The organism is Pseudomonas sp. NPDC088322, assembly GCF_044740745.1.
In the GTDB taxonomy this organism is placed as follows: Bacteria; Pseudomonadota; Gammaproteobacteria; order Pseudomonadales; family Pseudomonadaceae; genus Aquipseudomonas; species Aquipseudomonas shirazensis.
On the sequence record NZ_JBIURK010000006.1, the window covers coordinates 362,834 to 375,265 of the forward strand.

The window sequence follows — 12,432 nt, forward strand, 5'->3', positions numbered from 1 at the left end:
CAGCGCAGGCTGGTCGGACCACTGGACGAACCACGCTGTCAGAGCTAATACTCAAGCATGTCGGGGGAGAGTCTGATGAACCCACGTAAAGCCTGCCTGGCGTGCCTGGAACGCGCGCCTGTCGACCTGCTGGAAGCAACCTTGTGGATCGCCGCCGAGCACGATCCCAGTGTCGTGCCCGCCCACGCCCTCGCCCAGGTGCGCGAGCTGCACCAGCAAATCAATGCCAGCCTGCCGATGTTGCCGCTCAGTGAGCTCGCCCAGCCGCTGTTGCGCCAGCTCAACACGCTGGGCTTTCAGCAAGACGAAATGCTGCCACTGCGTGCCCACGCGGCACTGATGGACAAAGTGTTGCAGCGCCGCCGTGGCCAGCCGCTGGCGCTGGCAATCCTCGCCCTGGAGTTGGCTCGGGGTTTGTCGATCCCGCTGGAAGGGGTCAACTTCCCGGGCCATTTCCTGCTGCGCGTGCCTGGCGCGGATCACCTGCTCGACCCGTGCGGCGGTCGTCGTCTGTACCCGGCTGAGTGCCGCCAGCTACTGGCCCGTCAGTTCGGCCCACAGGTAGCGTTGACGGCTGAACATATGCAGGTTGCCAGCCCGTTGCAAATGCTGCAGCGGCTGTCACGCAACCTGCGCCAGCTGCATATCAGCAACGACAATGACCTGGCCGCATTGATCGACGCCGAACGGGTCATGCAGCTGGGGCCGGTGCTGGTCAGCGACTATCTGGCGCGAGCCACGCTGTACCAGCGCCTGGACTGCCCGCAGGCCGAGCGCTTTGACCTGGAACGGGCATTGCTGCTCAGCGAAGACCCGGCGCAGCGCTTGAAGCTGAGCGAACGTCTTGGCCACCTGCCCGCCAGCAGCCCATCGATTCACTGAAGCGGGGTATCAGGCTGACGTGATGGATGCGCCTGGATAAACGCCGGATGCTGCGCCGCCAGCGCTGCCACCCGGTTGATCCGCGGGTAGCGGCTCAGATCGACACTGAACCGCTCGGCCGCATACAACTGTGGCAGCAGGTAGGCATCAGCCAAACCCGGCGCCGGGCCAAAGCAAAAGCCCTGGTCATCGATCAACTGCTCCACCGCTGCCAGGCCCTGGTCAATCCATTGGGCAATCCATTGATTGACCTGCGCCTCGTCCAGCCCCAACTGACGCAACTGATTGAGTACGCTGACGTTGTGCAACGGGTGCACATCGCAGCCGATGATCGCCGCGACGCCCCGTACCTTCGCCCGCGCCTCAGCCTCGGCAGGCAATAGCGGCGGCTGTGGATAAACCTCCTCCAGGTACTCGATGATCGCCGCCGATTGCACCAGCACACTACCGCTGTCACAGCCCAGCGCGGGCACCCTGCCCTGCGGATTGAGCGCAAGGTAGGCATCGCCGCGCTGCTCGCCCTTGAGCAGGTTGACCGGCACGTTGTCGAACGCGAGGCCCTTTAACCCCAGGGCAATCCGTACCCGATAGGACGAGGTCGAACGGTAATAGCCGAACAGCCGCATGGCCTGCCCTCTCAGTTGGCCGCGATGACTTTGCCGCGGCACTCGCCGAAGCCGATGCTGACCGCGCCGTCGCGCTTGCAGCGAGCACGCAGGATGATCTCGTCACCGTCTTCGAGGAACTTGCGCACCTCGCCGCTGGCCAGTTCGATCACCTGCTTGCCGCCATCCGTCATCTCCAGCAGGCTGCCAAATGCCCCTGGCTGCGCGCCGGACAATGTCCCCGAGCCGAACAGGTCGCCTGCTTGCAACTGACAGCCATTGACGCTGTGGTGGGCAACCATCTGCGCCACGGTCCAGTACATGCTCAGGGTGTTGCTCAGGCTCAGGCGATGAGGCGGCAAGCCCTGTTCGCGCAGGCCTTCGGTGATCAGCAGCACTTCCAGTTCGATGTCGAGCGCGCCGTTGGCCTGATCGCGTGCATCGAGCAGATACGACAGTGGCTGCGGATCACCCTCGGGACGCGCCGGCTGAGCGCAACGGAAAGGTTCCAGTGCCTCGGCAGTGACTACCCACGGCGACAGCGTGGTGATGAAACTCTTCGACAGGAACGGCCCCAACGGCTGGTATTCCCACGCCTGAATATCGCGCGCCGACCAATCGTTGAGCAGGCAATAACCAGCAACATGCTCGGCCGCATCGCCAATCGGGATCGCTTGCCCAATGTCATTGCCCTGGCCAATCCAGATGCCCAGTTCCAGCTCGAAGTCGAGCCGGGCGCATGGGCCAAAGCTTGGCTCGGTCTGACCCGCAGGCAGGGTCTGGCCCTTCGGCCGACGCACATCGGTGCCCGACGGGCGCAGGGTCGAGGCGCGGCCGTGGTAGCCGATTGGCACGTACTTGTAGTTGGGCAGCAGCGGGTTGTCCGGGCGGAACAGCTTGCCGACGTTCTTCGCGTGCTCGATGCCGACATAGAAGTCGGTGTAGTCGCCCACCTTGGCCGGCAGGTGCATTTGGCAGTCGCTGGCGAGGTACAGCGCCGCTTGCAGTGCAGCCTGATGTTCGCTGTGCTCGCCCAGCAGTTCCAGCAAACGCTGGCGCAACGCAACCCGGGCCGAACGGCCAAGGGCGAAATAGGCATTCAGCGTGGCGTCGGCGGTGGCCTCGACCGCAGTTTTGGCGTCACCCTCGAACAGGCCGGCGGCAAGCACGGCCTGCAGGTCGAGAATCGAATCGCCGATGGCCACGCCACAGCGCTGCGCTTCACCCGGCCGGCTGAAAATCCCCAATGGCAGGTTCTGCAGCGGGAAGTCGCTGTGACCGTTGGCCTGTTCGACCCAGCTACGGGCAGTCGCGGTGTGATTCATGGGTTATCTCCGATTCGGGTTGAAGGTGCTCGGCAAGGTGGCCCAGCAGCTGTCGTAGTCGGCCTGCAATTGCGGGCATTCAAGCGCACTCTGGCTCGGACGCAGGACCTGGCTGGTCTCGAACATGAAGGCCATGGTGTTGTCGATCTTGTGCGGTGCCAGCTCGCCATTGATGGCCTTGTGGCAAGTCTCGGCATCCGGGCCATGGGCGCTCATCACCCCATGCAGCGACGCGCCGCCGGGCAGGAAGCCGTCGGCCTTGGCGTCGTAGGCGCCCTGGATCAGGCCCATGAATTCGTTCATCAGGTTGCGGTGGAACCACGGCGGGCGGAAGGTATTCTCGGCGACCATCCAGCGTGGCGGGAAGATCACGAAGTCCATGTTGGCCAGGCCGTGGACGCTGCTCGGTGAAGTCAGCACGGTGAAGATCGATGGGTCCGGGTGGTCGAAGCTGACCGTACCGAGGGTATTGAAGCGACGCAGGTCGTATTTGTACGGGACGTTGCTGCCGTGCCAGGCGACCACATCCAACGGCGAATGCTGCAGTTCGCAGGCCCAATGTTCGCCGAGAAACTTCTGCACCAACTGGACCGGGCCGCTGCTGTCTTCGTAATGCGCCACGGGGGTGAGGAAATCTCGCGGGTTGGCCAGGCCGTTGCTGCCGATCGGGCCAAGATCGGGCAGGCGCAGTGGCGCGCCGTGGTTTTCGGCCAGATAACCCCGCGCCTGACCGTCGAGCAGCTCGACGCGAAACTTCATGCCGCGCGGAATCACGGCGATTTCCAGCGGTTCGACATCGAGTACGCCCAGCTCGGTGGCGATACGCAGGCGGCCTTGCTCAGGCACCAGCAGCAGCTCGCCATCGGCATTGAAGAACACCCGCTGCATCGAGCGGTTGGCGCTGTAGATATAGATGCTGACGCCGGATGGCTTGTCCGCCGCGGCGGTGGCAACCATCGGCCGCCAACCTTCGATGAAATCAGTGGCTTCGGTCGGTAGCGGCTGCGGGTTCCAGCGCAGGCGGTTGGGCGTCACCGCGCCCAGTGGCGCCGCCAGCGGTTGGCGCGCAAGGCGTTCGAAGCGCGGGTGCAGCGCCGACGGGCGAATGCGGTACAGCCAGGTGCGCCGCAGTTCGCTGCGGGCCATGGTGAACGCGGTGCCCGAGAGCAATTCGGCGTACAGGCCGTAAGGCGCGCGCTGGGGTGAGTTCTGCCCGACCGGCAGGGCGCCAGGCAGCGCTTCACTGGCAAACTCGTTGCCAAAGCCGCTGAGGTAGTCGAGGGCGGTGTCGCGGGTCATCTGTGCCTCCAGGCTCACTGAGAGCCATGCTGGCAGGGGCTGCTGGGCTGAACCGGGCCGTATCACGGTGGCTGGCAGCGCGTCTGCATTGTTATTGTCGTAATCAGATTACGAATAACGTAATTTGCTCGCCGCCCGTCGTCAAGTTATAAAGTCGCCATCTGTCAATGTGGATTCCTTTCTCCATGTCCAAAGCCAGCACCCCTGCCGACACCGGCAAGCAAAAGGTCCGCTCGGCGGAAGTCGGCACCGATATCCTCAAGGCCCTTGCCGAGCTTTCGCCGTCGACCTCGCTGTCGCGCCTGGCCGAGCACGTCGGCATGCCGGCGAGCAAGGTGCATCGCTATTTGCAGGCGCTGATTGCCAGCGGTTTCGCCGAGCAGGATCGCGCCACCAACCACTACGGCCTGGGCCGCGAAGCGTTGCGAGTGGGCATGGCCGCGCTGGGCAGCATCGATGTGCTCAAGGTGGCGGCGCTGCCGCTGTCGGCATTGCGCGACGCGCTCAACGAGAGCTGCTTCATTGCTGTGTGGGGTAATCAGGGCGCGACCGTGGTCAGTATCGAGCCGGCGGTGCGCGCCGTTACCGTGGTGACGCAGATCGGCTCGGTGTTGCCACTGCTCAGCTCATCGACCGGGCTTGTGTTCGCTGCGCATTTGCCCGAGCGCGAAACGGTTGACCTGCGTGAACGTGAGTTGGCCGCCATGACGCAGACATTCGACGCCTATCAGCCACTTTTGGCAGGGATTCGCGAGCAGGGGCTGCACCATGTGCATGGGCTGTTGATGCCTGGCGTCGACGCACTTTCGGCGCCGATCTTCAATGCCATGGGGCACATCGTAGCGGTGATGACCGTGGTTGGGCCGACCTCGATTTTTCATGCCGATGAGCATGGCCCGGCGGCGCAGCAGTTGCTGGCGGCCACCCGCGACATCAGCTGGCGGATGGGCTACGCGGCCTGAACAGTGACTCTTACTCGGCGCGTAAAGGTGAATGTCGCCTGGGGCTATTTTTCTCGCCGCAACAGCGGCTTATGCTGAGTTCACTGGCCAGCACGCAGCGCACTCCCCCGCCCTGAGTGCAGGCCACGCTCGACGACGTTGATTTTGAAGCTCCTTGATCTAACGTCCAGATTGGCCACTGCACGTGCAGTGGCCTTTTTTTTTGCTCAGGTCAGCGCGGCAAAGCCTGCACGGATCTCGTCTTCGGGCAGTTCATCGCCGATAAACACCATCACACTTTCACGCGCCTCGTCGGCCTTCCATTCGCTGTCCCAGTCGAAGCCGTACAGCTTCAACACGCCCTGAAACACCAAACGGCGCTCATCCCCAGCGATATTGAGCACGCCTTTGTAGCGCAACAACTGCTTGCCGTGGTTTTCCAGCAGCTCGTTCATGAACTCGCTGAGGCGATCGATATCCAGCGCCGTGCTGGTACGCAAAACCAGCGTCGAGATGCGATCCGGGGTCGCCGGCTTGAGCACCGGGCGCAGGCTGCGGGTGATACTCGCGCCCAGGTCAGGATTGAGATTGAAGCCGCGCACATCAAGCAACTCAGCCAGGTCGATGCGGCCCTGCTCGACGATGCGAATCGCCGCGCGGCCGTTGATCCGCGCCAGGCGCTCCTGCAAGGCCTCGACAGCCTCAGCCGTGACCAGATCGGTCTTGCTCAACAGCAAGCGGTCGGCAAAGCCGACCTGAGCCTGGGCAATGGCCTGGGTCAGGTGGACATCGGCGTGGGCAGCGTCGACCAGGGTGATGATGCCGTCGAGGATGTAGCGATCGCGCAGCTCTTCTTCGATGAAGAAGGTCTGCGCGACTGGCGCCGGGTCAGCCAGACCGGTGCATTCGATCACCAGCCGGTCAAACGCGATGTCGCCGGCATCCAGCCGCTCCAGCAGCAGGTACAGGGCTTTGGTCAGGTCGGTGTGGATGGTGCAGCACACACAACCGTTGGCCAGGGTCATGACCTGCACCGGCTCGTCTCCGAGCAATTGGCTGTCGATGCCGGCTTCGCTGAATTCGTTTTCGATCACGGCGATCTTCAGGCCATGCTCGGCCTTGAGCATGTGCTTGAGCAGGGTGGTCTTGCCCGCACCGAGAAAACCGGTGAGGACCGTTACAGGAATAGGCGTTTGCACGCAGACATCTCCTTTGGCCATAAATGAAAGTGGGAGCCCGGTTGCCCGGGCTCCCACTCGATCACACTTGCCGCTGGTTCAACAGCACTTGGGCCCGGACTTGCCGCCGTAACGGGCTTCCTGTCGCTCGCGGAAGAACTCCTCGTAGCTCATCATCGGCTTGTCCGGGTGCTTGCCCTGCATGTGCTCGACATAATTGTCGTAGTCGGGCATGCCGACCATCAGCCGGGCAGCTTGCCCCAGGTACTTACCCAGGCGACCCAGGTCGTTGAACATGGCTGCAGTCCTCTCGTTTACGCGTCAGGCAGCGCCTGGAACGGGGTTTCTTTATCGCTGCGCTCTTTGCGACCCAGTGCCGAGTAACCGACTCTGAGGGCGAAGAACAGGATGCTGAACACCACCACCAGGAACAGGATGGTCAAGCCAGCGTTGGTATAGGCGTTGAAGATCACGTGCTGCATCTGACCAACGTCCTTGGCCGGGGCCAGTACCTGACCGGCGTCCAGCGCGACGCTGTACTTGTTCGCCAGGGCCAGGAAGCCAACAGCCGGGTTCGGATCGAACAGCTTGATGAAGCCTGCAGTAGTGGTGCAGATCAGCAGCCATACCGCCGGTACCAGGGTGACCCACATGTAGCGCTGGCGCTTCATCTTGATCAGCACCACGGTGCCGAGCATCAGCGCGATACCGGCCAGCATCTGGTTGGAGATACCGAACAGCGGCCACAAGGTGTTGATGCCACCCAGCGGATCGATCACGCCTTGATACAGCAGGTAGCCCCACATCGCCACACAGCCAGCAGTGGCAAGCAGGTTGGCGCCCCACGATTCGGTGCGTTTGAGTGCAGGCACGAAGCTGCCGAGCAGGTCCTGCAGCATGAAGCGCCCGGCACGGGTACCGGCGTCCACTGCGGTGAGGATGAACAGCGCCTCGAACAGAATCGCAAAGTGGTACCAGAAGGCCATGGTGTTTTCACCCGGCAATACCTGGTGCAGGATCTGCGCGATACCGACTGCCAGCGTTGGCGCACCACCGGCACGGGCCAGAATGGTGTGCTCGCCAATGTCGCGGGCAACCGCTTCAAGTTGCTCAGGGGTGATCAGGAAGCCCCAGCTGCTGACCGTCTGCGCGACGCTTACCACGTCGGAGCCGACCACTGCTGCCGGGCTGTTCATGGCGAAGTACACGCCTGGCTCGATCACCGAAGCAGCAACCATGGCCATGATAGCCACGAACGACTCCATCAGCATGCCGCCGTAACCGATGTAACGGGCGTTGGTTTCGTTGTCGAGCAGCTTGGGCGTGGTGCCCGAGGAGATCAACGCATGGAAACCGGATACCGCACCGCAGGCGATGGTGATGAACAGGAACGGGAACAGCGTGCCCTTCCAGACCGGGCCAGTGCCGTCAGTGAACTGGGTCAGCGCAGGCATCTTCAGTTCAGGCGCGAGGATCAGGATGCCCAACGCCAAGGCGACGATGGTACCGATCTTGAGGAAGGTCGACAGATAGTCACGCGGCGCCAGTACCAGCCATACCGGCAGGACGGCGGCAACGAAGCCATAGCCCACCAGCATCCAGGTGATCTGCACACCGGTGAAGGTGAACGCCGGGCCCCAGACCGGATCGGCAGCCACCAGGCCACCGATCCAGATCGACAGCAGCAGCAGGACCACGCCGATGATCGAGATCTCACCAATCCGCCCAGGGCGGATGTAGCGCATATAGATGCCCATGAACATCGCGATCGGGATGGTCGCCATCACCGTGAACATGCCCCACGGGCTTTCAGCCAGGGCCTTGACCACGATCAGCGCCAGCACCGCGAGGATGATGATCATGATCAGGAAGCAGCCGAACAGGGCGATGGTGCCCGGGATCCGGCCCATTTCTTCACGGACCATGTCACCCAGCGAGCGGCCATTGCGGCGGGTGGACATGAACAGGACCATGAAGTCCTGAACGGCACCTGCCAGGACCACACCGGCAATCAGCCACAGCGTACCGGGCAAGTAACCCATCTGCGCGGCGAGTACCGGACCGACCAGCGGCCCCGCGCCAGCGATGGCGGCGAAGTGGTGACCGAAGAGGATGTGCTTGTTGGTCGGCACATAGTCCAGACCATCGTTGTTGAGTACCGCAGGGGTTGCCCGACGTGAGTCGAGCTGCATCACCTTGGTGGCGATGAACAGGCTGTAGTAGCGATAGGCGACCAGATACAAGGCCACTGCCGCAACCACAATCCACAAGGCGTTGACTGCCTCGCCGCGACGCAGGGCAACTACACCCAGCGCACAGGCTCCCAGTACTGCCAACACCAGCCACGGAATGTGGCGTAGCAGGCTATTATTGTTGTTCATGGTTTACTTCCAGCTGGTGGATTGGAAAGACCGCCAAGCGAGTCTAGGGCCAGTCAAGGCGCATTGCCACATTTGCTTTGTTCTAGAGCCTTTGCCGCCCGATTGCGCAAGCACATACGCCCATACCTTCAACTATAGTCAGGATGTCTTGCAGAGGGCTTTGACCATGAGCGATCACGACGAACGTCGGCGTTTCCAGCGAATTGCTTTCGATGCCACCGCAGAACTGCGCCAAGGCTCGCGAAAATGGCAGGTAAAGCTGCTGGATATCTCCCTCAAGGGCATTCTGGTCAGCCGCCCCGAGCGCTGGGAGCCAGATGCCACGCAGGATTTTGAAGCGACGGTACACCTCAGCCCTGAGGTGCAACTGGAAATGCAGGTCGAGCTGCGTCATGAAGAAACCGGCAAGCTGGGCTTCGTCTGCCTCCACATCGACCTCGACTCGATGAGCCATCTGCACCGTCTTGTGGAATTGAACCTAGCTGATCGCACCGAAATGATGCGCGAACTGCGCGAACTCATCGAATAATACTATCTGTTAGCTAGCTAACCTGCCCCTCCTCCATGTGTTTCCTGTCTACCCAGACAGCTTCTTGCAAGCGGTCTGGGGACTTGTACACAACTTTATAATCACGCTTGCGCTCTGTTGGAACGCTTTCTGCATTCAGCTAAGACGCTGTTTACGGGCACTCTTGTGCGCGCTCCGATCAAAATATTGTATACAATTTTTGTGGCCATCCTTTGTAGGAAGTGTCTACAGTAGCCCCACAACAATAAACAGAGAGCCTGCTCCATGACGACGCCCCCTGGAACATCTGCGACCCAACGTCCCGAGGACGAAAACCTCGGCCTTGGCGCCAACCTGGCCTACGGTCTGCAGCATGTGCTGACCATGTATGGCGGGATCGTTGCGGTCCCGCTGATCCTAGGCCAGGCAGCGGGCCTGAACCCCGCCGAGATCGGTCTGTTGATCGCCGCCTCACTGTTTGCCGGTGGCCTGGCGACCTTGCTGCAAACACTTGGTTTACCGTTTTTCGGCTGCCAGCTGCCGCTGGTTCAAGGTGTGTCCTTCGCCGGTGTGGCGACCATGGGCGCGATCCTCAGCAGTGAAGGTGGCGGTGGCCTGCCGGGGGTGCTCGGCGCAGTGATGGCGGCCTCGGTGCTCGGCTTTTTGATCACGCCGGTGTTCTCGCGGATCACCAAGTACTTCCCACCGCTGGTGACCGGCATCGTCATCACCACCATCGGCCTGACCCTGATGCCGGTTGCGGCGCGCTGGGTCATGGGCGGCAACAGTGCCTCGCCAGAGTTCGGCAGCATGGCCAACATCGGCCTGGCCGCGCTAACCTTCGCCATCGTGCTGGTGCTGAGCAAACTCGGCAGCGCGACCATCTCGCGACTGTCGATCCTGCTGGCGATGGTGGTCGGTACGTTGATTGCCTGGTCGCTGGGCATGGCCGATTTCAGCAAGGTCGCCGAAGGCCCGATGTTCGCCATGCCCTCGCCGTTCCACTTCGGCATGCCGACCTTCCATATCGCCGCGATCCTGTCGATGTGCATCGTGATCATGGTGACCTTGGTCGAAACCTCGGCAGACATCCTTGCGGTCGGTGAGATCATCGATACCAAGGTTGACTCCAAGCGCCTGGGCGACGGTCTGCGCGCCGACATGGCCTCCAGCATCCTGGCACCGATCTTTGGCTCCTTCACCCAGAGCGCCTTCGCCCAGAACGTCGGCCTGGTGGCTGTGACCGGAGTCAAGAGCCGCTATGTGGTGGCTACCGGCGGCCTGATCCTGGTCGTGCTGGGGCTGCTGCCGGTGATGGGCCGGGTGATCGCCGCAGTGCCGACGCCAGTACTTGGCGGTGCTGGCATCGTGCTGTTCGGCACCGTGGCTGCGAGCGGGATTCGCACCTTGTCCAAGGTCAGCTACAAGAACAACGTCAACCTGATCATCGTCGCCGCCTCGCTGGGCTTTGGCATGATCCCGATTGCCGCACCGAACTTCTACCACCACTTCCCGAACTGGTTCGAGACCATCTTCCACTCCGGCATCAGCTCGGCGGCGATCATGGCGATTCTGCTCAACCTGATGTTCAACCACTTCACCACCGGTAACTCGGAGAACCAGTCGGTGTTCGCCGCAGCCTACGAGCGCACCATCCAGTACTCGGACATCTCCGCCCTGCGTGATGGCGACTACTTCAAGGACGGCAAACTGTTCGACGCCGAAGGCATCGAGGTGCCACTGCAAGAGGGCGCAGAGCAGGACGGCGCGGCGCGACGGCGCAACGCGGTGGCCGAGCACTGACGCCTGGCCGAGCAGTAACAAGGGGAGCCGACGCGCATCGTCGGCTCCCCTTTTTTATGCGGCGGTTTTGCCTGGTTACTCGAACAGCGCGTCGAGGGCCTGTTCAAGCCGGGTCACGGCAATCACCTGCAGCCCCGGCGGAGACTCCTTGGGCGCATTGCCCTTGGGCACGATGGCACGCTTGAAGCCATGCTTGGCGGCTTCCTTCAAACGCTCCTGACCGCTGGGCACCGGCCGTACTTCGCCAGACAGGCCGATTTCACCGAACACCAGCAGGTCATGGGCCAGGGGCCGATTGCGCAAGCTCGACATTACTGCGGCCAACAACGCCAGGTCAGAGGCCGTTTCGAGCACCTTGACCCCGCCGACCACGTTGAGGAACACGTCCTGATCGTGGGTCGGGATGCCGCCGTGCCGGTGCAAGACGGCCAGAAGCATGGCCAGGCGGTTCTGGTCCAGGCCCAGGGTGACCCGGCGCGGGTTGGCCAGGTGGCTGTCGTCGACCAGCGCCTGCACCTCGACCAGCATCGGCCGGGTGCCTTCCCAGGTCGCCATGACCACACTGCCGGGGACTTCTTCCTGGGTGCGGTTGAGGAAAATCGCCGACGGGTTGGAGACCTCTTTCAAGCCGCGATCGGTCATGCCGAACACGCCCAGTTCGTTGACCGCGCCAAAGCGGTTTTTCACCGCACGCAACAAGCGCAGACGGCCATCGGACTCGCCCTCGAAATACAACACGGTATCGACCATGTGCTCGAGCACCCGCGGCCCGGCCAGCGAGCCTTCCTTGGTCACGTGACCAACAAGGAAGATCGCCGTGCCGCTCTGCTTGGCGTAACGCACCAGCAATGCCGTGCTCTCACGGACCTGGGCGACACCGCCTGGTGCGGATTGCAGCTGTTCGGTGAAGATGGTCTGGATCGAGTCGATGACCATGACCCGCGGCTGCTCGACGCGAGCGGTGGCGATGATGGTCTCGATGCAGGTTTCGGTCATGACCTTGAGCTTGTCCTGCGGCAGGCCCAGACGCCGTGAGCGCATCGCTACCTGCTGCTGCGACTCTTCGCCGGTGACATACAGTGCCGGCATGGCGGCGGCCATGTGGCACAGGGTCTGCAACAGGATGGTCGATTTGCCGATACCCGGGTCACCACCGATCAGCACCACCGAACCATCGACCAGACCGCCACCCAGCACCCGGTCGAGTTCGCCGCTGCTGGTGCTGAAACGGGGGATTTCTTCGACGCTGACTTCGGCCAGGGTCTTGAGCTGGGCCTGCTGGCCAGTCCAGCCGGCACGCCCGCTGGGCGCCGCTGCGCCACCGCTCTCGATCATGCTCTCGACCAAGGTGTTCCAGGCGCCGCACTCGCCGCACTGGCCCGCCCATTTGGGAAAGGTCGCGCCGCACTCAGTGCAGCCATACAAGCGCTTGGCCTTGGCCATAAGGCAGTCTCCCGGAAAAAAGTGGTCATGATAGCCGAGCCAGACGTGTCTCGAACGCTGCAGGATG

Annotated in this window: 11 protein-coding genes; 4 read left to right on the forward strand and 7 right to left on the reverse strand. The window is 62.5% G+C overall.

Going from position 1 to position 12,432, the window contains the following annotated elements; genetic code table 11:
• Positions 1-75: 75 nt before the first annotated feature.
• On the forward strand, positions 76-882 hold the full coding sequence (locus ACIOAU_RS18185) for a SirB1 family protein (RefSeq protein ID WP_150570680.1): 807 nt from the start codon (positions 76-78) through the stop codon (positions 880-882).
• Here ACIOAU_RS18185 and maiA read toward each other — a convergent pair.
• The 3 genes from maiA to hmgA are packed head-to-tail and all read right to left on the reverse strand — an operon-like array spanning position 876 to position 4,111.
• Positions 876-1,508: a maleylacetoacetate isomerase gene (gene maiA, locus ACIOAU_RS18190; protein ID WP_401183719.1), complete on the reverse strand. Its 633-nt coding sequence runs from the start codon at positions 1,506-1,508 to the stop codon at positions 876-878. The two genes, ACIOAU_RS18185 and maiA, sit on opposite strands and share 7 nt — an antisense overlap.
• Before the next feature lie 11 nt (positions 1,509-1,519).
• Positions 1,520-2,812, reverse strand: coding sequence for a fumarylacetoacetase (fahA, locus tag ACIOAU_RS18195; protein WP_150570682.1), 1,293 nt, complete (start codon positions 2,810-2,812; stop codon positions 1,520-1,522).
• 3 nt (positions 2,813-2,815) lie between these two features.
• Positions 2,816-4,111: a homogentisate 1,2-dioxygenase gene (gene hmgA / locus ACIOAU_RS18200; RefSeq protein ID WP_312387601.1), complete on the reverse strand. Its 1,296-nt coding sequence runs from the start codon at positions 4,109-4,111 to the stop codon at positions 2,816-2,818.
• Between the two features lie 185 nt (positions 4,112-4,296).
• On the opposite strand from hmgA, the gene ACIOAU_RS18205 reads away from it, so the two are divergent.
• On the forward strand, positions 4,297-5,073 hold the full coding sequence (locus ACIOAU_RS18205) for an IclR family transcriptional regulator (protein ID WP_101322084.1): 777 nt from the start codon (positions 4,297-4,299) through the stop codon (positions 5,071-5,073).
• Positions 5,074-5,279: 206 nt separating this feature from the next.
• On the opposite strand, the gene yjiA is transcribed toward ACIOAU_RS18205, so the two are convergent.
• The 3 genes from yjiA to ACIOAU_RS18220 all read right to left on the reverse strand — a co-directional run bounded on the left by yjiA (position 5,280) and on the right by ACIOAU_RS18220 (position 8,611).
• Positions 5,280-6,251, reverse strand: coding sequence for a GTPase (yjiA, locus tag ACIOAU_RS18210; protein WP_101322085.1), 972 nt, complete (start codon positions 6,249-6,251; stop codon positions 5,280-5,282).
• Positions 6,252-6,329: 78 nt separating this feature from the next.
• Positions 6,330-6,527, reverse strand: coding sequence for a YbdD/YjiX family protein (locus ACIOAU_RS18215; RefSeq protein WP_101322086.1), 198 nt, complete (start codon positions 6,525-6,527; stop codon positions 6,330-6,332).
• Positions 6,528-6,544: 17 nt separating this feature from the next.
• Positions 6,545-8,611, reverse strand: a complete 2,067-nt coding sequence (locus ACIOAU_RS18220; protein ID WP_101322087.1) for a carbon starvation CstA family protein — start codon at positions 8,609-8,611, stop codon at positions 6,545-6,547.
• 166 nt (positions 8,612-8,777) lie between these two features.
• Here ACIOAU_RS18220 and ACIOAU_RS18225 point away from each other — a divergent pair, with 166 nt between their 5' ends.
• The gene (locus ACIOAU_RS18225) at positions 8,778-9,140 is read left to right on the forward strand and encodes a PilZ domain-containing protein (RefSeq protein ID WP_150570684.1); all 363 of its coding nucleotides are present in this window, start codon (positions 8,778-8,780) and stop codon (positions 9,138-9,140) included.
• 264 nt (positions 9,141-9,404) lie between these two features.
• Positions 9,405-10,922: a nucleobase:cation symporter-2 family protein gene (locus tag ACIOAU_RS18230; RefSeq protein ID WP_401183725.1), complete on the forward strand. Its 1,518-nt coding sequence runs from the start codon at positions 9,405-9,407 to the stop codon at positions 10,920-10,922.
• 75 nt (positions 10,923-10,997) lie between these two features.
• Here ACIOAU_RS18230 and radA read toward each other — a convergent pair whose 3' ends face one another.
• Positions 10,998-12,365 (reverse strand): DNA repair protein RadA, encoded by a 1,368-nt coding sequence (radA, locus tag ACIOAU_RS18235; RefSeq protein ID WP_101322090.1) that lies wholly within the window; start codon positions 12,363-12,365, stop codon positions 10,998-11,000.
• Positions 12,366-12,432 lie beyond the last annotated feature (67 nt).

What these genes read in the sequence shown, in the direction of transcription:
- ACIOAU_RS18185 (WP_150570680.1), top strand. Translation starts at nt 76, where the DNA reads ATGAACCCACGTAAAGCCTGCCTGGCGTGCCTGGAACGCGCGCCTGTC.
- maiA (WP_401183719.1), bottom strand. Translation starts at nt 1,508, where the DNA reads ATGCGGCTGTTCGGCTATTACCGTTCGACCTCGTCCTATCGGGTACGG.
- fahA (WP_150570682.1), bottom strand. Translation starts at nt 2,812, where the DNA reads ATGAATCACACCGCGACTGCCCGTAGCTGGGTCGAACAGGCCAACGGT.
- hmgA (WP_312387601.1), bottom strand. Translation starts at nt 4,111, where the DNA reads ATGACCCGCGACACCGCCCTCGACTACCTCAGCGGCTTTGGCAACGAG.
- ACIOAU_RS18205 (WP_101322084.1), top strand. Translation starts at nt 4,297, where the DNA reads ATGTCCAAAGCCAGCACCCCTGCCGACACCGGCAAGCAAAAGGTCCGC.
- ACIOAU_RS18215 (WP_101322086.1), bottom strand. Translation starts at nt 6,527, where the DNA reads ATGTTCAACGACCTGGGTCGCCTGGGTAAGTACCTGGGGCAAGCTGCC.
- ACIOAU_RS18220 (WP_101322087.1), bottom strand. Translation starts at nt 8,611, where the DNA reads ATGAACAACAATAATAGCCTGCTACGCCACATTCCGTGGCTGGTGTTG.
- ACIOAU_RS18225 (WP_150570684.1), top strand. Translation starts at nt 8,778, where the DNA reads ATGAGCGATCACGACGAACGTCGGCGTTTCCAGCGAATTGCTTTCGAT.
- ACIOAU_RS18230 (WP_401183725.1), top strand. Translation starts at nt 9,405, where the DNA reads ATGACGACGCCCCCTGGAACATCTGCGACCCAACGTCCCGAGGACGAA.
- radA (WP_101322090.1), bottom strand. Translation starts at nt 12,365, where the DNA reads ATGGCCAAGGCCAAGCGCTTGTATGGCTGCACTGAGTGCGGCGCGACC.